The organism is Lelliottia sp. CFBP8978 (assembly GCF_034046055.2).
In the GTDB taxonomy this organism is placed as follows: Bacteria; Pseudomonadota; Gammaproteobacteria; order Enterobacterales; family Enterobacteriaceae; genus Enterobacter.
Genome location: NZ_CM188253.1, coordinates 3,479,859 through 3,499,525 on the forward strand (window position 1 = coordinate 3,479,859; position 19,667 = coordinate 3,499,525).

The 19,667-nt window shown below is 54.6% G+C and carries 15 protein-coding genes and 3 tRNA genes; 9 read left to right on the plus strand and 9 right to left on the minus strand.

Features of this window, described 5'->3' with window-relative positions; genetic code table 11:
* Positions 1 to 160: 160 nt before the first annotated feature.
* The 3 genes from SOM82_RS16260 to xni all read left to right on the plus strand — a co-directional run bounded on the left by SOM82_RS16260 (position 161) and on the right by xni (position 3,747).
* Positions 161 to 1,450 (plus strand): HAAAP family serine/threonine permease, encoded by a 1,290-nt coding sequence (locus tag SOM82_RS16260; RefSeq protein ID WP_154126053.1) that lies wholly within the window; start codon positions 161 to 163, stop codon positions 1,448 to 1,450.
* Between the two features lie 61 nt (positions 1,451 to 1,511).
* Positions 1,512 to 2,879, plus strand: a complete 1,368-nt coding sequence (locus SOM82_RS16265; RefSeq protein WP_154126054.1) for an L-serine ammonia-lyase — start codon at positions 1,512 to 1,514, stop codon at positions 2,877 to 2,879.
* A 112-nt stretch (positions 2,880 to 2,991) separates the two neighbouring features.
* Complete coding sequence (gene xni, locus SOM82_RS16270; protein WP_320460497.1) at positions 2,992 to 3,747, plus strand: flap endonuclease Xni; 756 nt, start codon at positions 2,992 to 2,994, stop codon at positions 3,745 to 3,747.
* A 36-nt stretch (positions 3,748 to 3,783) separates the two neighbouring features.
* On the opposite strand, the gene rlmM is transcribed toward xni, so the two are convergent.
* The 4 genes from rlmM to SOM82_RS16290 form a co-directional block, all read right to left on the minus strand.
* Positions 3,784 to 4,884: a 23S rRNA (cytidine(2498)-2'-O)-methyltransferase RlmM gene (gene rlmM, locus SOM82_RS16275; RefSeq protein WP_154126056.1), complete on the minus strand. Its 1,101-nt coding sequence runs from the start codon at positions 4,882 to 4,884 to the stop codon at positions 3,784 to 3,786.
* A complete protein-coding gene (locus SOM82_RS16280) occupies positions 4,877 to 5,272 on the minus strand; it encodes a DUF423 domain-containing protein (RefSeq protein ID WP_100779102.1) in 396 nt (131 codons plus the stop codon). The genes rlmM and SOM82_RS16280 overlap by 8 nt, the downstream gene beginning before the upstream one ends.
* 45 nt (positions 5,273 to 5,317) lie before the next feature.
* Positions 5,318 to 6,232, minus strand: coding sequence for a glycine cleavage system transcriptional regulator GcvA (gene gcvA / locus SOM82_RS16285; RefSeq protein ID WP_095283191.1), 915 nt, complete (start codon positions 6,230 to 6,232; stop codon positions 5,318 to 5,320).
* 349 nt (positions 6,233 to 6,581) lie between these two features.
* A complete protein-coding gene (locus SOM82_RS16290) occupies positions 6,582 to 6,809 on the minus strand; it encodes a YgdI/YgdR family lipoprotein (RefSeq protein WP_095283192.1) in 228 nt (75 codons plus the stop codon).
* Between the two features lie 191 nt (positions 6,810 to 7,000).
* Here SOM82_RS16290 and csdA point away from each other — a divergent pair, with 191 nt between their 5' ends.
* A complete protein-coding gene (gene csdA, locus SOM82_RS16295; RefSeq protein ID WP_320460498.1) occupies positions 7,001 to 8,206 on the plus strand; it encodes a cysteine desulfurase CsdA in 1,206 nt (401 codons plus the stop codon).
* Complete coding sequence (csdE, locus tag SOM82_RS16300; protein WP_320460499.1) at positions 8,206 to 8,646, plus strand: cysteine desulfurase sulfur acceptor subunit CsdE; 441 nt, start codon at positions 8,206 to 8,208, stop codon at positions 8,644 to 8,646. The genes csdA and csdE overlap by 1 nt, the downstream gene beginning before the upstream one ends.
* Here csdE and tcdA read toward each other — a convergent pair.
* Together tcdA and mltA are read right to left on the minus strand one after the other, a co-directional pair.
* A complete protein-coding gene (tcdA, locus tag SOM82_RS16305; RefSeq protein ID WP_320460500.1) occupies positions 8,643 to 9,449 on the minus strand; it encodes a tRNA cyclic N6-threonylcarbamoyladenosine(37) synthase TcdA in 807 nt (268 codons plus the stop codon). The two genes, csdE and tcdA, sit on opposite strands and share 4 nt — an antisense overlap.
* A 108-nt stretch (positions 9,450 to 9,557) precedes the next feature.
* The gene (gene mltA, locus SOM82_RS16310; RefSeq protein ID WP_154126060.1) at positions 9,558 to 10,655 is read right to left on the minus strand and encodes a murein transglycosylase A; all 1,098 of its coding nucleotides are present in this window, start codon (positions 10,653 to 10,655) and stop codon (positions 9,558 to 9,560) included.
* 208 nt (positions 10,656 to 10,863) lie between these two features.
* On the opposite strand from mltA, the gene SOM82_RS16315 reads away from it, so the two are divergent.
* The 3 genes from SOM82_RS16315 (at position 10,864) to SOM82_RS16325 (ending at position 11,191) form a co-directional block, all read left to right on the plus strand.
* A tRNA-Met gene (locus SOM82_RS16315) sits at positions 10,864 to 10,940 on the plus strand.
* 55 nt (positions 10,941 to 10,995) lie between these two features.
* Positions 10,996 to 11,072, plus strand: a tRNA-Met gene (locus tag SOM82_RS16320).
* A gap of 42 nt (positions 11,073 to 11,114) precedes the next feature.
* Positions 11,115 to 11,191, plus strand: a tRNA-Met gene (locus SOM82_RS16325).
* An 88-nt stretch (positions 11,192 to 11,279) separates the two neighbouring features.
* On the opposite strand, the gene amiC is transcribed toward SOM82_RS16325, so the two are convergent.
* The gene (gene amiC / locus SOM82_RS16330; protein WP_154126061.1) at positions 11,280 to 12,533 is read right to left on the minus strand and encodes an N-acetylmuramoyl-L-alanine amidase AmiC; all 1,254 of its coding nucleotides are present in this window, start codon (positions 12,531 to 12,533) and stop codon (positions 11,280 to 11,282) included.
* Between the two features lie 228 nt (positions 12,534 to 12,761).
* Here amiC and argA point away from each other — a divergent pair, with 228 nt between their 5' ends.
* On the plus strand, positions 12,762 to 14,093 hold the full coding sequence (gene argA / locus SOM82_RS16335) for an amino-acid N-acetyltransferase (protein ID WP_320460501.1): 1,332 nt from the start codon (positions 12,762 to 12,764) through the stop codon (positions 14,091 to 14,093).
* A gap of 208 nt (positions 14,094 to 14,301) precedes the next feature.
* Here the strand turns inward: argA and recD are convergent, their stop codons facing one another.
* Positions 14,302 to 16,125, minus strand: coding sequence for an exodeoxyribonuclease V subunit alpha (recD, locus tag SOM82_RS16340; protein WP_320460502.1), 1,824 nt, complete (start codon positions 16,123 to 16,125; stop codon positions 14,302 to 14,304).
* On the minus strand, positions 16,125 to 19,667 hold the full coding sequence (gene recB, locus SOM82_RS16345) for an exodeoxyribonuclease V subunit beta (protein WP_320460503.1): 3,543 nt from the start codon (positions 19,665 to 19,667) through the stop codon (positions 16,125 to 16,127). Before recB ends, recD begins: the two co-directional genes overlap by 1 nt.

Consider the following 19,667-nt stretch of genomic DNA (forward strand, 5'->3'; position numbering starts at 1 on the left):
ACTGATACATTCATTACTTAAATGTATCTTTCCGCCCGCAAATAGTTACGGGGAAAAATTATAAAAAAACCGTCTCTAAACGAATTTCATATTACCGTCAGGCCTTTTTTCATCAGAATTGACCAGAAACCTGACAAATTGCTTCCTCCAGGAGAAATAGATGGAAACCACTCAAACCAGCACCATTGCTTCGACAGAATCCCGAAGTGGATGGCGCAAAACGGACACCATGTGGATGCTGGGCCTGTACGGTACAGCGATCGGCGCGGGCGTTCTTTTCCTGCCAATCAACGCCGGTGTAGGCGGTCTGATTCCGCTGATCATCATGGCAATCATTGCTTTCCCGATGACTTATTTTGCACACCGCGGTTTAACCCGTTTTGTGCTGTCCGGTAAAAACCCAGGCGAAGACATCACTGAAGTTGTTGAAGAACACTTTGGCGTGGGCGCAGGTAAACTGATTACCCTGCTCTACTTCTTCGCGATCTACCCGATTCTGTTGGTTTACAGCGTGGCGATTACCAACACCGTTGAGAGCTTCATGGCGCACCAGCTGCACATGACGCCTCCACCGCGCGCCATTCTGTCTCTGATTCTGATTGTCGGCATGATGACCATCGTGCGTTTTGGCGAGCAGATGATCGTTAAAGCGATGAGCGTTCTGGTGTTCCCGTTCGTGATTGCCCTGATGGTGCTGGCGTGCTATCTGATCCCACAGTGGAACGGCGCAGCGCTGGAAACTCTGTCCTTCAGCAGCGCATCGGCTACCGGTAACGGTTTGTGGATGACCCTGTGGCTGGCGATTCCGGTGATGGTGTTCTCCTTTAACCACTCCCCAATCATCTCTTCCTTCGCCGTGGCGAAGCGTGAAGAGTACGGTCAGGACGCAGAGAAGAAGTGCTCCAGCATTCTGGCTCGCGCTCACATCATGATGGTTCTGACCGTAATGTTCTTCGTCTTCAGCTGCGTACTGAGCCTGTCCCCGGTGGACCTGGCAGCAGCGAAAGATCAGAACATCTCGATTCTGTCTTACCTGGCTAACCACTTTAACGCACCGGTCATTGCCTGGATGGCACCGATCATCGCGATTATCGCTATCACCAAATCCTTCCTGGGCCACTATCTGGGCGCACGTGAAGGCTTCAACGGTATGGTGATTAAATCTCTGCGCGGTAAAGGCAAAAGCATTGAAATCAACAAACTGAATAAAATCACTGCGCTGTTTATGCTGGTGACCACCTGGGCGGTCGCGACCATGAACCCGAGCATCCTCGGCATGATCGAAACGCTGGGCGGCCCGATTATCGCGATGATTCTGTTCCTGATGCCGATGTATGCGATTCAGAAAGTCCCGGCGATGCGTAAGTACAGCGGCCATATCAGCAACGTATTCGTTGTGATTATGGGTCTGATTGCCATCTCCGCTATTTTCTTCTCCCTGTTCAGCTAATACCTCCTGCGCCGTCTTCGGGCGGCGCACTCCTCCTCTGACTGATAGCAATGGACGCATCATGATTAGCGTATTCGATATCTTTAAAATCGGTATTGGTCCTTCCAGCTCTCATACTGTCGGGCCAATGAAAGCCGGTAAACAATTCACGGATGACTTGATTTCACGCGGCATTCTGCACGACGTCACTCGCGTGGTTGTCGATGTGTACGGCTCCCTGTCGCTGACGGGTAAAGGCCACCATACTGACATCGCCATTATTATGGGCCTGGCGGGGAACCTGCCGGACACCGTTGATATTGACGCGATCCCTGGATTCATTCAGGACGTAAATACTCATGGCCGTCTGCTGCTGGCAAACGGTGAACATGAGGTCGAGTTCCCGGTTGATAAATGCATGAATTTCCATGCTGACAACCTCTCCCTGCATGAGAACGGAATGCGTATCACCGCGCTGGCAGGCGAAAAGGCGATCTACAGCCAAACCTATTACTCCATTGGCGGCGGTTTTATCGTCGACGAAGACCACTTTGGTCAGGCCAGCGACTCATCCGTTGCGGTGCCCTATCCGTATAAAAACGCGGCAGATTTACAGCGACATTGTCAGGAAACCGGTCTGTCACTCTCCGGCCTGATGATGAAAAACGAGCTGGCGCTGCACAGCAAAGAAGAGCTGGAACAGCACTTCAAAAACGTCTGGGATGTGATGCGCGGCGGTATCGAGCGCGGTATCACCACGGAAGGCGTACTGCCAGGCAAACTGCGCGTTCCGCGCCGTGCCGCAGCGCTGCGTCGCATGCTGGTGAGCGCGGATAAAACGACTACCGATCCGATGGCTGTGGTTGACTGGATCAACATGTTCGCCCTGGCGGTAAACGAAGAAAACGCCGCTGGCGGACGCGTCGTCACCGCGCCAACCAACGGGGCATGCGGTATCGTTCCGGCGGTTCTCGCTTATTACGATAAATTCATCCGCGAAGTGAATGCCAATTCGCTGGCTCGCTATATGCTTGTGACCAGCGCCATAGGCTCTCTTTACAAGATGAATGCCTCCATTTCAGGCGCGGAAGTCGGCTGTCAAGGTGAAGTGGGTGTCGCCTGCTCAATGGCTGCGGCTGGGCTTGCGGAACTGCTGGGCGGAAGCCCAACGCAGGTCTGTATCGCGGCTGAAATCGGCATGGAGCACAACCTTGGCCTCACCTGCGACCCGGTTGCCGGACAGGTTCAGGTGCCATGCATCGAGCGTAATGCCATCGCTTCCGTTAAAGCGGTAAACGCCGCGCGTATGGCCCTGCGACGCACCAGCGAGCCGCGCGTCTGCCTCGATAAAGTAATCGAGACGATGTACGAAACCGGCAAAGATATGAACGCCAAATACCGCGAAACATCACGCGGCGGACTGGCAATGAAGATCGTCACCTGCGATTAACCGTACAAAGAAGCCTCGTTTTGCGAGGCTTCTTCCCATTTCCCCCGCCTTTGATAGTTTCCACCTGTCTGCAGTGTTACCCTTATTCAACAGGATATTAGGGAGATTGTCTGTGGCTGTTCATTTGCTGATTGTTGACGCGTTAAACCTCATTCGCCGTATTCATGCGGTACAGGGCACACCCTGTAAGGACACCTGCCTGCACGCGCTGGAACAGCTGATTCGCCATAGCGAACCGACCCACGTGGTGGCGGTGTTCGACGACGAAGCGCGCAACACAGGCTGGCGCCATCAGCGTTTAGCGGATTACAAAGCGGGACGTGCGCCGATGCCAGATGATCTGCACGCAGAGATGCCCACCATTCGCGCATCCTTTGAGCAGCGCGGCGTTCCCTGCTGGGGCTCACACAGTCACGAAGCCGACGATCTGGCCGCCACCCTGGCGATGAAGGTCGCAAGTGCCGGGCATCAGGCCACCATTGTTTCGACGGATAAGGGCTACTGCCAGTTGCTCTCCCCGACCATTCGCATTCGCGATTATTTCCAGAAACGTTGGCTGGATGCGCCTTTTATCGCAAATGAGTTTGGCGTTTCGCCACAGCAGCTTCCTGACTACTGGGGCCTTGCCGGGATCAGCAGTTCAAAAATACCGGGAGTGGCGGGCATCGGACCAAAAAGCGCGGCGCAACTGTTGACTGATTTTCAGGATCTGGAAGGGATTTACGCTCATCTGGATAACATCCCGGAGAAATGGCGCAAGAAACTGGAAGCTCACAAGGAAATGGCGTTTATCTGTCGGGACGTGGCGCGATTGCAGACTGATTTACAACTGGACGGGAATTTACAGCAGCTAAGGCTGGGGCAGTAATCGCCCCTCATCCCTGAAGGATGAGAGGCCGATCGTTTATCGCTCGTCTCTGCGGCCACCGACGGCAGCCCACCAGCGACGAACATGCACCGTGACTTCTTCACGATCGTGATAAAGCTGACGCGCCTGAATTTCCGCGTTAATCCCCTGCGCGTTCAGCTGTTCCTGAATATACGCCAGGTTTTGCGACACCTCTTCATAGCGCTTTTTCATCGGCAGCTTAAGGTTGAAAATCGTCTCGCGGCACCAACCGTTCACCAGCCAGGTTGCCATCAGCGCAGCCACTTTCGCCGGTTTCTCCACCATATCGCACACCATCCAGGTGATGTTATTACGGGTTGGGCGATAGCGGAAACCATCTTCACGCAGCCAGGTGACCTGCCCGGTATCCATCAGGCTTTGCGCCATTGGGCCATTGTCGACAGACGAAACCCACATGTTGCGCTTCACCAGTTGATAGGTCCAGCCGCCAGGGCAAGCGCCTAAATCAACGGCATACATCCCGTTTGCCAGACGCTCATCCCACTCGTCAGCCGGAATAAAGACATGGAACGCCTCTTCCAGTTTGAGCGTAGAACGGCTTGGCGCATCGGACGGGAATTTAAGACGCGGGATACCCATATAAAACGGCGAATTGTTCGTCGTATAAGAATAACCGGTGTAGCAGCAGCCTGGTGCAATAAAGAAGACATGCACGACAGGACGCTTTGGCGTTTCGTAGTTGGTCAGCACGCCCACTTCACGCAGCGCAGCGCGCAGCGGAACGGTGAATTTGCGGCAAAACTTCATCAGCTCTTTGCTTTCGTTGGTGTCGGCCACTTCTACGCGTAAATCACCGCCCTTCTCCACGACGCCCTGCAGCATGCCGGAGACAGGTGAAATACGGTCTTCCGGCGGCAAATCGGTCAGCAGTTCGCCCGCTGCAAACATCTGACGCGCAAAAATCAACGAGTTGAACGGTAACTTGCTAACGATCTTATCCGCATCGTCAGGCTGATAGCATTCGAACACCACATAGCCCGAGTGCTCTTTGACACGGGCAAATCCGAAGACTTCCATACGTGACGCTTTGTCAGTAATTTCCGCGGCACACTCTTTCTCAAACCCCGGGCGACAATATAAAACAACCTTACTCATGAACAACGCCCCTGCGTTTCAGACGGATAGCTCCGATAAACATCAATACCCACCCGGCGAGGAAACTGACGCCGCCGACCGGTGTAACAAACGCCCACAGGCGTAAATGTGAAAGTGCGAGGCAGTACAAACTGCCGCTGAACAGAACGGTCCCCAGTGCAAGGAAAACGCTGCTCCAGTAAAACCAAATGCTGATTCGGCGCTGCATCGCGACGGCAAGCCCAAAGATGGCCAGCGTGTGGAACGCCTGATATTCAAGGCCAGTCTGGATCCAGCCCATCTCAACCACCCCTAACGTCTTACTCAGCACATGTGCGCCAAAAGCACCCAGTGCGACAAAAATAAAGCCACTCACTGCGGCAAAAATCAGCATGAAACGGCTGGTCATGTATCTGTCCTAAAGTTATGCGTGCCCGGCACACAAAAAAAATGATTACTCATACCGAAAGCGGAATTTTTCTTGCTCATGCGCCGCCTTGGCCAGTATCCACTGCCGGAAGGCGGCTATTTTACCCAGTTCTGCCTGACTGTCATGACAAACCAGATAAAACGCATTCTTACTGACCAGAACATCATTAAACGGGCAGACCAGGCGGCCTGCCTCAATTTCGGACTGCGCCATGACGTTGTTCGCCAACGCCACGCCCTGTCCGTGAATGGCAGCCTGTAACACCATCGCACTGTGGCTAAAGATGGGGCCATGCTGCACATTAATATGATTTAGACCTAACTGGCGGGTATAAGTTTGCCAGTCACGGCGAGAAGCATCGTGTAAAAGCGTATGTTGCGCCAGATCAGCAGGCGTTTTCAACGCTTTGTCTCCCGTCAGCAGTAGCGGTGAACAGACGGGCAGGAGATATTCTGCGTATAATTTTTCAACACGCAAGCCCGGCCAGTTGCCGCGACCATAAAAAATCGCCACGTCGACATCGTCAGCCAGTTTGTCTTCCTGACGGTCGACCGCCTGGATTCGGACATCAATTCCCGGATAAGCTGAGTTAAAGCTTGAGAGTCTCGGTACCAGCCAGTGAATGGCAAAACTGGGCAATAAACTGACCGTCAGCGCGCCTTTGGCACTGCGGGCCTGAAGTTTGCGAGTGGCTTCCGTCAGCTGGGAAAAGATATCTTTGATATCCTGAAAATAGCTCTGCCCTTCTTCCGTCAAAAGCAACGAACGGTTACGGCGACGGAACAGCTTAAGCCCCAGGAAATCCTCAAGAGACTTGATTTGATGACTTACTGCGGCCTGTGTCACAAAAAGCTCATCGGCCGCCCGAGTGAAACTCAGATGGCGCGCTGCAGCGTCAAAAACACGTAATGCATTTAAGGGTGGTAATCGCTTAGACATGGTTATCTGGCTTAGATGTTAACGGCGTTTAACAGATAGGAAACAACGCTTAACCTATTAGTTTTTTTTATCTGAGCCATTATAATTTGTCCGTTGAGGAACTACCAGCAAATACCTATAGTGGCGGCACTTCCTGAGCCGGAACGAAAAGCTTTTTTTGGAATGCGTGTTCTGAAGGGCTTTTGGCTTACGGTTGTGATGTTGTGTTGTTGTGTTTGCAATTGGTCTGCTATTCAGATCGCGGTAGCGAAGCTACCCTTTTTTCACTTCCTGTACATTTACCCTGTCTGTCCATAGTGATTAATGTAGCACCGCCTGTTTGCGGTGCTTTTTTTTGGTCAAAAATCTGTTACTTATCCAGTTCAACCATCTCTTTCACATCGGTCCGGTTGATCTGCTGCTTGTTCCCGTTCGCATCCTTGTAAGAAATCATCCCGGTTTCATCGTCAGTTTTAGGTTTCCCGTCTGACACGATGGTTCGACCATCATTGGTATGCATAACATAGTTATTACCGGAACAGGCGCTCAGTGCGAAAGTAAAAACACAGGCAGAAATGATTGCGGCAGTCTTATTCATAATTTTCTCCTTTAGCAATTAATGCTATTCAAATCTCGATTTAGAACAGGCTAAATCATTCTCCTAACACTATTCAGCATAACCTGCTTCTGCCAGGTTGCCAGGATAAACAGACAATTCCGATAGCGATCAACTACCTTGCCCTGCCGCCAAAATTGCGCGACGATCCCTGAACAGAGATGAGGAATTCCATGAACGCTTTCAGTCCTGCGCATTTTCGCGCACAGTTTCCGGCGCTTGCCGATGCCGGTGTTTATCTTGATAGCGCCGCTACAGCCCTAAAGCCTCTGGCGGTTATCGACGCGACGGCGCAGTTCTATAGCCTGAGCGCTGGCAATGTCCATCGCAGCCAGTTTGCGCAAGCTCAGCGTTTAACCGCACGCTATGAGGCCGCCCGCGATCAGGTGGCCCACCTGCTGAATGCCGAAAGCGGTAAAAACATCGTCTGGACGCGCGGCACGACAGAGGCCATCAACATGGTCGCTCAATGCTACGCTCGCCCTCGCCTGCAGGCCGGTGACGAAATTATTGTCAGCGAAGCGGAGCATCACGCCAATTTAGTGCCGTGGCTGATGGTGGCGGAACAAACGGGCGCACAAATCGTTAAGCTGCCGCTGGGCGCCGATTTACTCCCCGATGTAGCACTTTTAGCGGATGTGATCACCCCACGCAGCCGAATTCTGGCGCTTGGTCAGATGTCCAACGTCACCGGCGGTTGTCCGGATCTCGCCCGCGCCATTGATATCGCTCATGCGAACGGCATGGTAGTGGTTGTGGACGGGGCACAGGGCGTGGTGCATTTCCCGGCCGATGTCCGCAAGCTGGATATCGACTTTTACGCATTCTCCGGACATAAACTCTATGGGCCAACCGGAATTGGCGCGCTGTATGGTAAAGCAGAGCTCCTGGCGCAAATGACCCCGTGGCTGGGCGGTGGAAAGATGATCACCGAGGTCACCTTCGACGGTTTCAAAACCCAGGAGATCCCGTACCGCCTCGAAGCCGGTACGCCAAACGTGGCGGGCGTGATAGGGCTGAGCGCCGCGCTGGAGTGGCTGGCTGACACTGACGTCGAACAAGCGGAAAGCTGGAGCCGTGGACTGGCTACACTCGCGGAAGAAGAGTTGAAAAAACGACCGGGTTTCCGTTCATTCCGGGTACAGGATTCCAGCCTGCTGGCGTTTGATTTCGCCAGTGTGCATCACAGCGATATGGTTACCCTGCTGGCGGAATACGGTATCGCCCTGCGTGCCGGGCAGCATTGCGCACAGCCGCTACTCGCCGCACTCGGTGTGAGTGGAACTCTTCGCGCCTCTTTTGCCCCTTACAACACGCAAAACGACGTCGCAGCTCTGGTTGCCGCCGTCGATCGCGCTCTCGAACTTTTGGTGGATTAATGACAAGTGCAGCTTTGGCCGGACATCCCTTCGGCAGCGTTATCACTGAAGAGACGTTAAGAAAAACCTTCCTGCCGCTGACCCAGTGGGAGGATAAATATCGCCAGCTTATTCTACTGGGCAAGCAGCTCCCGGCCCTCTCAGACGAGCTAAAAGCGCAGGCGAAAGAGATTCCAGGCTGCGAAAATCGCGTCTGGCTTGGCGTCACGCGGGCTGACAATAAGCTTCATTTCTTTGGCGACAGCGAAGGACGCATCGTTCGGGGGCTGCTGGCGGTCCTGTTAACCGCGGTGGAAGGGAAAAGCGCGGAGCAACTGCTGAAGAGCGATCCGCTGGCGCTGTTTGATGAGCTGGGGCTCCGTGGCCAGTTAAGCGCGTCACGCAGCCAGGGGCTTGCCGCACTCAGCGAAGCGGTGCTGAATGCAGCGCGTCAGATTTAGCCCTGACGGTTCGCTTTCGCCATCATTTTCTTCAGGGCGTGTGAGACGGCAACAAAGCCAAAGGTCGCGGTGACCATCGTTGCCGCGCCGAAACCGGATGCGCAATCCATTCGTTTGGGCCCTTCGGCAGTGCTTTTCATCGCACAGACGGAGCCATCAGCCTGCGGATAGACCAGCGCCTCGGTCGAGAAAACACAATCCACGCCCAGCTTGCCTTTACTGTTTTTCACCACGTTGAAGTCACTTTTCAGCCTTTCTCGCAGCTTCGCCGCCAGCGGATCCTGGATCGTTTTCGCCAGATCGGTCACCTGGATCTGCGTCGGGTCGATCTGACCGCCCGCCCCGCCCGTGGTCACTAATGGGATCTTATAGCGACGGCAATAGGCAATCAGGGCCGCTTTCGGGCGCACGCTGTCGATGGCATCAATCACGTAGCTAAATCCTGCGCTCATATATTGCGCCACATTATCGACAGTGACGAAATCATCAATCACCGTGATGTGACACTCCGGGTTAATCAGACGGATTCGCTCCGCCATCACTTCCGCTTTCGCCAGGCCAACGTTATCGCGCAGGGCATGGATCTGGCGGTTAGTGTTAGTGACGCAAACATCATCCATATCAATAAGCGTGATGGCACCAATACCCGTGCGCGCCAGAGCCTCAGCCGCCCACGAGCCAACACCGCCGATGCCGACGACGCAGACATGTGCATCCGCAAACAGTTGCAGGGCATTTTCACCATATAAACGCGCTGTGCCGCCAAAGCGTTGACGCCAGGTATCGCTGATAACCGCAGACATAAGACCTCAGATGTAAAAAGGGTGAGAGTTTTCCCTCACCCCTGCTCAACTATTTCAGACCCGGCAGGCATCGCGCTACCGGGTCACAAGACGCTCAGAATACCATAATCAGCCGCTGAATACGTTGCCAGCGCCTGGCGCCGCCTTCAGTACCCACACGCGCCCGTAATGGTTGTACCAACCCGCACGGTGTCCTGCATCAGCTCCAATCCCCTGATAGATATCGAAGTGCTGGCCTTTAATCGCTCCGCCGACATCAAGGGCGACCATCAGGCGTAACTCATACTGACCGCTGAATTTGCCGTTGTTGTCCAGGGTCGGCACTTCTGCCAGCAGCGTGGTGCCCGGCGGAATAATAGAACGATCGGAGGCTACCGACGCACGGCCAATCAGAGGCACGGCGCTTGCCCCTTTCACCGGGGCGTAATTCTGCGGCTTGAAGAACACGAAGGACGGGTTCTGCTCCAGCAGTTCGCGTACCTCGGCTTCGCTATGTTTTTCGCCCCACTCACGAATCGCCTGCATCGACATATCTTCTTTTTTCACTTCACCGCGATCGATGAGGACTTTGCCAATGCTGCGATAAGCATGGCCATTCTTACCGGAGTAGCTAAAGAAGTTGAGCGGGGAACCATCACCAAAATCAATGTAGCCGCTGCCCTGAACATCCATGATGAAGTTGTCCATCAGCGAGTTACTGTAGGCCAGCACATAGGTTTCGTTCAGCGCACCAGCATAGATGTCAGCGCGAGACGGCAGGCGGCCACGTTTTGGCGGCATGCGATAAATAGGATACTGGAACTCGCCCTGGCGGGTGTGTCGCGCCTGAACCACCGGCGTGTAGTAGCCTGTAAACTGGACGTTACCGTAGTTATCGGCCCCTTCCATCTGCCAGGCGTCAATCCCGTACTGGCGCATGGTACGCGTATCGCCACCGGCGCGGAGCCAGTCCTGTACCGCGTTATAAACGCTGTTCTGCGAGCCATACAGACGAGGAGAGGCGGTGCGGATCTGACTCACCTGTTCAGCAAAGTCGCCTGCGTTAATAGGCGCACCAACGGCATCGGGCTGGTTAACTAAAGAGAAAGGCTGGTTGAATTTCCCGTCTTTATACTGTTGACCGCGATCGGTCGGTTTAGAGGTGCAAGCCGCAAGAATCGCTACCATTGCGCCCGCCATCAGATACTTCGCCCAACGTCCTTTCATTATATCTCGTCTTTAAGTTGCCCGGTTCTTCATCAAGAAGATAACAAACCGCCAGGGCTAATGAAATCTGATAGCGCAACCTAAGGCTCATTTTGCGCAAGAAATAGACCATTTGGCACGATGTCGTTCAATTTACATACTAATTTAGCTATTTACGTGAAAAAGGGTTGCATCAAAAAGTCATCCGAGTATAGTGCGCATCCACGGACGCGGGGTGGAGCAGCCTGGTAGCTCGTCGGGCTCATAACCCGAAGGTCGTCAGTTCAAATCTGGCCCCCGCAACCAATTAAAATTTGATGCAGTAAATTTCTACGATGTTTTTGCTCAGTAGAAAGACGGACGCGGGGTGGAGCAGCCTGGTAGCTCGTCGGGCTCATAACCCGAAGGTCGTCGGTTCAAATCCGGCCCCCGCAACCAATCAAGTTTTAAGAAGTAGATGTAAAAATGAAGAAAGACGGACGCGGGGTGGAGCAGCCCGGTAGCTCGTCGGGCTCATAACCCGAAGGTCGTCAGTTCAAATCTGGCCCCCGCAACCAATTCTTCGAACAACATTAGACACCCTCAGGGGTGTTTTTTTGTATCTGCAGTTTGTGAATTGGCCGGGCGTAAACCCGGCTGATGAAACTATCCTCTGCGGGCCAGCGTCGCGCCATCCGAGAAATACGCCTTTATCCCTGCCAGAATCGACTCCGCCACTTCCTGCTGGAATTTCGCCGTTTTGAGTTTACGCTCTTCTTCCACATTGCTGATAAACGCCGTCTCGACCAGAATCGACGGAATATCCGGCGCTTTCAGCACCGCAAACCCCGCCTGCTCAACGCTATTCTTATGCAGTTTGTTTACATTGCCGAGTTTGCCCAACACGGCCTTACCAAATTTCAGGCTGTCGGTGATGGTCAGGGACTGCACCATATCGAACATGGTGTGATCAACATAGCGATCGCCGCTCTTGCTCACCCCACCAATAAGGTCAGAGGCGTTCTGCGAATCCGCCAGCAGCCGCGCCGCGGTACTGGTCGCCCCTTTGGTCGACAGCGCAAAGACCGATGAACCGCTCGGTTGCCGGCTGGTGAACGCATCCGCGTGAATGGAGACAAACAGGTCAGCGCGCTGTTTCTGCGCTTTTGCAACGCGGACTTTCAGCGGAATGAACACATCTTCATTACGCGTCATATAGGCCCGCATATTGGCTTCCTTATCAATAAGCGCCTTGAGCCGTCGGCCAATTTGCAGCACCACGTCTTTTTCGCGCGTGCGATATTTGCCCACCGCCCCTGAATCTTCCCCACCGTGCCCCGGATCGAGCATGATCACAATCGGACGATCGCGCCCGGCTTTGCCAGGCTTGGGACCGCTTTGCGCTGGCGGAACCTGTCTTTCGAGATCGCCCTTGTTGTAATCCTCCAGCAACGCAAGCAGCGGATCCTGGATATCCGTCGCATTTGCCGGATAGAGATCCATCACCAGACGCTCTTTGAAACCAGCCACCGGCGCCAGCGCAAACAATTGCGGCTTAACGTTCTGCTTCAGCTCAAACACCATCCGCACGGTTTGCGGATCAAACTGACCAACGCGGGCTGATTTGATAAAAGGATCATCGCCACGGATCTGCGCTCCCATACCTTTCAGCACGGAGTTCAGATTGACACCTTCGATATCCACCACAACACGTTCAGGATTACTGAGAGCAAACTGCTTGTATTTCAGTACCTGACTGGATTCTACCGTCACGCGCGTATAGGTCGAAGACGGCCAGACGCGCACAGCCACGACCTGGCTGGCAGCGGCGAGTGCAACCTGGCTGACGCTAAGCAACCACATTGCCCCGGCCCCTTGTAACAAACGGCGGCGGCTTATTGCTGATTTGGATCCCGACATGCCTCTCCCGAGCAAGAAATCTAATTTATATACAAAACGTCCAAATTGACCGAAAACTTTAACGAATGACGCATAACCTGTCATCTATAAAAGGGTAAACAATCATACGTTAACGTTCGCATCACTTATTAAATTCTCAGGTTTGCAGAGAATTTAGACTTGCGCAGGTGGCAATAATCGAATAAAAATACACAAAATACGAATAAACATTCATTGAGGGGTTGTGCCGTGGTAAAGGAACGTAGAACCGAACTGGTCCAGGGATTCCGCCATTCGGTTCCCTACATCAATACCCATCGGGGAAAAACGTTTGTCATCATGCTGGGTGGCGAAGCCATTGAACACGAGAATTTTTCCAGCATTGTCAATGACATCGGCCTGCTGCACAGCCTGGGGATCCGTCTGGTTGTGGTCTACGGTGCCCGTCCACAAATTGACGCCAATCTCGCCGCTCACCATCACGAACCGATTTATCATAAGCACACCCGTGTGACTGACGCCAAAACGCTGGAACTGGTTAAGCAGGCAGCCGGGCTTTTGCAGTTAGATATCACCGCCCGTCTGTCGATGAGTCTCAACAACACGCCGTTGCAAGGGGCGCATATCAACGTGGTCAGCGGTAATTTTATTATCTCGCAACCATTGGGCGTGGACGATGGCGTGGATTACTGCCACAGCGGGCGTATCCGCCGTATTGATGAAGAGGCCATTCATCGTCAACTGGACAGCGGTGCGATTGTGCTGATGGGGCCGGTGGCCGTCTCCGTGACGGGCGAAAGTTTTAACCTTACTTCCGAAGAGGTCGCCACTCAGTTGGCCATTAAACTGAAAGCCGAGAAGATGATCGGTTTTTGCTCCTCTCAGGGCGTCTTTAATGAACAGGGCGATATTGTTTCCGAGCTCTTCCCGAACGAAGCCCAGGCGCGCGTCGAATCGCTTGAAGCAGAAGGTGATTATCACTCCGGCACCGTGCGTTTCCTGCGTGGGGCCGTAAAAGCTTGTCGCAGCGGTGTACGCCGTAGCCATTTAATCAGTTATCAGGAAGATGGTGCCCTGCTGCAGGAGTTGTTCTCCCGCGACGGGATTGGTACGCAGATTGTCATGGAGAGCGCGGAACAGATCCGTCGCGCAACGATCAACGATATCGGCGGGATCCTGGAGCTCATTCGCCCACTGGAGCAGCAAGGAATTTTGGTCCGTCGCTCACGCGAGCAGCTGGAAATGGAGATCGATAAATTTACCATCATCCAGCGTGACAACCTGACGATCGCCTGTGCGGCGCTCTATCCTTTCCCGGAAGAGAAAATTGGTGAGATGGCCTGCGTGGCCGTTCATCCGGATTATCGCAGTTCCTCGCGCGGAGAAGTCCTGCTTGAACGCATTGCAGCCCAGGCGCGTCAGAGCGGCCTGAGTAAACTGTTTGTACTGACGACGCGCAGCATTCACTGGTTCCAGGAGCGGGGCTTTACGCCAGTGGATATTGATTCTCTGCCAGAGAGTAAAAAAGAGATGTACAACTATCAGCGCCGCTCAAAAGTGCTGATGGCGGATTTGAGTTAAGGTTTTAGGACGGTGCTTGAGTCTTATTGCTTCCGCTTTATCAGGGACGGGCAGGTGTAATATCTCTTTAAACCTGCCCTGACCGCACGGCGATCCGGCCTTCAGAAAACGCCAGACGATTTATGGCCGGGCCTGCGCATCGCTGTCACACCTGAATTTCATGAAGTTTTTCCTGCTGCCCTCTCCATAATGGAGAAGGCAAACAGCATTACGCTGATTCAAATATCGCGCTTAATCCACTACGACGCTCGGTACGGGTGGTAACGGCCTGCGCCAGCAGACGATCGTCGGCGTACAGCGATAAACGGCTACGGGCGCGGGTGATGGCGGTGTACACCAGCTCGCGGGTGACAACCGGCGAGAGCTGGGCCGGCAAAATCAGCACCGCATGGTCAAACTCAGAGCCCTGGGATTTATGCACCGTCATTGCCCATGCCGTTTCATGTTCCGGCAGACGGCCAGGAAGAAACGATTTCACACTGCCATCCGGCATCTGGAACCACACACGTAGCCCCTGACCGCGATCGAGCGCAATGCCAATATCGCCGTTAAACAGTCCGAGCGCGCTGTCATTCCGGGAAATCATCACCGGGCGGCCTTCATACCAGCGCGAATGCGGCTGACGGACAATTTTACGCCTCTGCGCCAGCGTTTGTTCCAGCCGTTCATTCAGCCCTTTTACGCCAAACGGGCCTTCCCGCAAGGCACACAGCAGCTGATATTCCCCGAAAGCGGCAATGACCGCTTCCGGCGCATCATGTTGCTGAACACTGAGCAGAAAACGCTGATAGCCCTGTAAGGCATCATTGAGCATCGCAAGATACTCTTCACCCGTTTGCAGCTGTTTTTTCTCGATATCTTCAAAAGCCCCGCTCAATACCGCCCTGATCCCCTGGCGATCGCCGCGGTTAACCACCGCGGCAAGCTGCCCGATACCCGAGTCGGTGCCGAAGCGATAGCTTTGTTGCAACAGGCAAAGGCTGTCGCGCAATGCCCCCGCCAGAGCATCGTTATTGCCTTCAATCACGCAGCCCGTCAGTTGCGACAACTCGTGCGCGCGTTGGGCGGTATAGCCTTGACTGGCATAGTGACAGATGTCCCCCAGCACAGCGCCCGCTTCTACGGAAGCCAGCTGATCGCGGTCGCCGAGGAAAATGACTCTCGCATGCGGTGGCAACGCGTCAATCAGTCTCGACATCATCGTTAAATCGATCATCGAGGCTTCATCCACCACCAGCACGTCAAGGTGCAACGGATTGCCCGCGTGATAACGCAAGCGCTGGCTGCCCGGCTGCGCGCCCAGCAAACGGTGTAACGTGCTGGCTTCGCTGGGGAACAGCTTGCGCTGATCGTCGGTAAGCCCGAGTTTTTGCAGGGCTCCGCCCAAAGACTCCGTTAAGCGCGCCGCCGCTTTTCCGGTCGGCGCGGCAAGACGAATGCGGACTTTTTGCTCTCCCTGCATCTGGATCAGCGCCGCAAGCAATTTTGCCACGGTGGTGGTTTTACCCGTCCCCGGCCCGCCCGAAATCACCGCAATACGCCGCGTCAGCGCCACTGCCGCCGCCACTTTTTGCCAGTTTACCGATTCAGCACAACCAAACAGGGCATTCAGCGTTTGCCTGAGCAGCTCCGCGTCATAAGGTAACGGCTGGTTTATGTCAGTGAAGAAACGCGCAACAGCCCGTTCATTGCGCCACATCCGATTAAGATACAGTCGCTCCGCGCACAGGATAAGAGGAGACGGGGTATCACCGGTGCTGACGGCAGGTGAGCGCCGCAACTCGTGCGCCCAGTCCACGGCGTCGCCCAGCAGGGCAAAGCAGGCCTGGAGCGGGGCCGCCGTTTTATCATCCACGGTCAAACGGGAGAGCGGCAGGCAAACGTGCCCTTCTCCGGCATCCCGGCTCAGAAGCGCCGCAGCCAGCATAACGGCAGGTTCATCGTCGCTCGCGACCATCATGGCAAACTGCGCATCCAGACGGCGCAGCACGCGCTGCTCTACCGCCTCGAGTAAGAGTTGTTGCATCGTCATCAAGCCACCTCGTCCATGCTTGCCGCAAACAGCCGGTCCATTTTATCGATCAGTTCCGGATCAGGGCGCGTGGTAAAGATCCCCGACTGCGGATCGTTGCCATCGACGCCACGCAAAAACAGATAAATGACGCCACCAAAATGGTCGTCATAGGTATAACCTGGAAGGCGATGACGCAAATAGCGATGAAGGGCTAACGTGTACAGCTGATACTGCAGATCGTAGCGGTGCGACTGCATGGCTGCAGCCATCGCCTGCCGGGTATAGGCTTCACTGTTTTCACCGAGCCAGTTGGATTTATAATCCAGCAGGTAGTAGCGGCCATCATGGCGGAAAACAAGATCGATAAAGCCTTTCAGCATCCCGCTCACCTGGCGGAAATTAAGCGGTGGGCACTGCGCCGACAACGGATCATATTCCCGGATAAGCGCATCCAGAGCCTCCGCCGTTAACGGCCCGGCAATCGGGAGATAAAACTCCATCTCCACCTGCTTTTCTTTGGCGGTGAGCTGGCTAAGAGACACGCCTGAGGGCGTTAGCGGTGCCTGCAAAATTGACGTTAACCATTCACTGAGAATCGGCTGCCAGTGCGCGTCATAACCGCCCTTTTGCACCATCTCCAGCACCCATTCCGCGGAGATCGGCTGCGTAAAGTCCAGCTCTTCAAACAGGCTGTGTAAAAATGTCCCAGGCGATGCGCCACGTGGGAACTGATGCGGCGTGAGTTCAGGTTGTTCGACCACCTCCCCCACACCCGACGCGTCCACATCGAGTTTAGGCATTAAATCTTGTGCAATATTCTGCCCGTGCTGCTGTAAGCCGGAATAGCTGGTCACGCGCCACTCATCAACTAACGCACGCGTAATCTGCCGTGCGCCCAGATCGGGTGACGCCAGCTCAGGCATTTGCCAACGGGAACGATCGGGAAGGCCTGGGGTCTGCAGCGTGATATTCTCATCGCATAACGCCTCCAGGCACTGAAGCAGGCCTGCGGCATCCTTTGCCTCGCCCTGCTGAACCAGTCGCCCCAGCGCGCTTTGGTGAACGTCTGTCTCGCCCGTTTTCTCTCCACGGCGGCGGAAAAGCGGTGCAACGCCCAGGCTGCAATGCCAAATAGATCGCGTGAGCGCCACATACAGCAGCCGTAAATCTTCCGCCAGGCGTTCCGCCTCGGCGAGTTCAATACTGGCGTCCGCTTTACTCAGATCGAGTACCGGTTCAAACGAGAGGCGATCGTGATAAAACGCCTGATCCTGCGCGCGATAATCGGCGATAAAAGGCAGGCAAACCAGCGGATACTCCAGCCCTTTTGATTTATGGATGGTGACGATTTTCACCAGATGCTTATCGCTCTCAAGGCGCATCTGCTGGCTTGAGGCATTGCTGTTGGGATCGGCGATTTGCTGCGATAACCAGCGGATCAGCGCATGCTCACTTTCCAGCTGCGATCCCGCCTCCTGCAACAGCTCGCTGATATGCAAAATGTCGGTAAGACGGCGCTCGCCGCCGGGCGTGGCCAGCAAATTCTCAGCAACGTGGCGCTGCGCCATGAGTTCGCGCAGCATCGCCATTACGCCACGCTTTTGCCAGCGTTCGCGGTAGCGGGCAAACTCTTCCACGACCACGTCCCATTGATGCTCATTATTATTCAGAGCGTCAATGTCTCGAGCATTGAGGCCAAGAATCGAGCTTGCCAGCGCACTCCGTAACGTACTCTCTCGCTCAGGGGTGAGCACGGCCTGCAGCAGCCACTGCATCTCCTGCGCTTCAAGAGTTTCAAATACGCTGTCGCGGTTTGACAGATAGACCGAAGGAATAGCAAGCAACGTGAGCGCATCACGAACCAGCGACGCTTCCTGGCGACTGCGCACCAGCACGCTAATGTCCGATGCCGTCACCGGCTTCGAGGCTTCACCTCTCCACAGGAGCGCTTCACCACGCGCACCGGCACTGAGCCAGTCGCGGATCTGCGCCGCACACTGCTGCGCCATAAAGTTCTGATAGTCACTGACGCCGCAGCCTTCGCCCTCCATCAGCCAAAAATTCATCGCTGGCTGATCCACGCCCGCAAACTCAAAGCGCAGCCCGCTATTTTTGTCCGCGGCCTTCACCGGTGAGAACGGAATTTCCCGGAACATAAAGGCCGCATCCATCCGCTCGAACAGCGCATTCACACTTGCGACCATGCCCGATGCCGATCGCCAGTTCGTATCCAGCGTGTAGTGCGCTGCCACCTCGCTACGGGCTTTCATGTAGGTAAAAATATCCGCACCACGAAAGGCGTAGATGGCCTGCTTAGGATCGCCAATCAGCAACAGAGCCGTATCCGGCTGTTTTTGCCATATTCGACGGAAAATACGATATTGCTGCGGATCGGTATCCTGGAATTCATCGATCATCGCCACCGGAAAACGGGTGCGAATAGCCTTAGCCAGCGCTTCGCCATTTTCGCTACACAGGGCAGCATCCAGACGACTGAGCATATCGTCAAAGCCAAGCTCACCGCGCCGACGTTTCTCGCGAGCCACGGTTTCACGGATCTCCGCCATCGCGCGGGTAATCATCAAATCATTAAGAGTGAGCGGCTGAGCCAACAGCTCATCAACGGCCATAAACAGCGGATGTTCAGGTACCACGCCACCCGCTTTGGTCCGTTCTGCCAGGAAATTTTGCGAAAACTTTTCGAGAGCGTCAGGCAACTGATAGCTGCGCGTCTCTTCTTCCGCCCATGCGCTGACTTTTTCGATCCATTTCGCCTGGTTTCCGCGGTTGAACTTGCGTCTGTCGATACCGGAGTTTTCGATGATCGCATCAATATCACCCACCGAGTCGCACCACTTTTGCTTCAGCGCGGCAATCAGGGAAATGATCTTCTCGTGGCGCGCAACCAGCGTTTCATCCGCCGGAGGGGGGGATTTGATGACCGGCGCTTCTCCTTGCAGATAGCGTTCGATGGCGCGAAGTAGCGCTTCAGGTCCCTTCCAGAGCGAATGCACCGCCTCGGCAATATCGCGAGGCAACGGGTAGCAATGACGCCGCCAGAAATCGGCACAGGCCTGGTGACGCAGTTCTGATTCATCTTCAATGAGCTGTTGCTCAAAGAGCATGCCTGACTCAAACGCATTCAGACTGAGCATGCGCTGGCAAAAACCGTGGATAGTAAATACGGCAGCCTCGTCCATCTGCCGCTCGGCCAGCAATAACCACTGCGCGGCTTGCTGTTTGTCGGTTATCTCTTCCAGAAGACGGGCATAGAGGGGATTGTCGGTGGTTTGACGCAGGCAGGCGATACGTAAGTCATGGATATTCGAGCGAATACGTCCACGCAACTCTGCGGTGGCAGCCTCGGTAAAGGTGACCACCAGCAGCTCTTCCACGCTGAGTGGACGAGAAAACGCCGCCTGACCGCCAAGCCCCAGTAACAGGCGCAAATAGAGGGCGGCAATGGTGAAGGTTTTTCCCGTTCCCGCTGAAGCTTCAATCAATCGCTCACCCTGTAACGGCAAGCGTAAGGGATCAAGGGATTCAGCGGTATCGGTCAT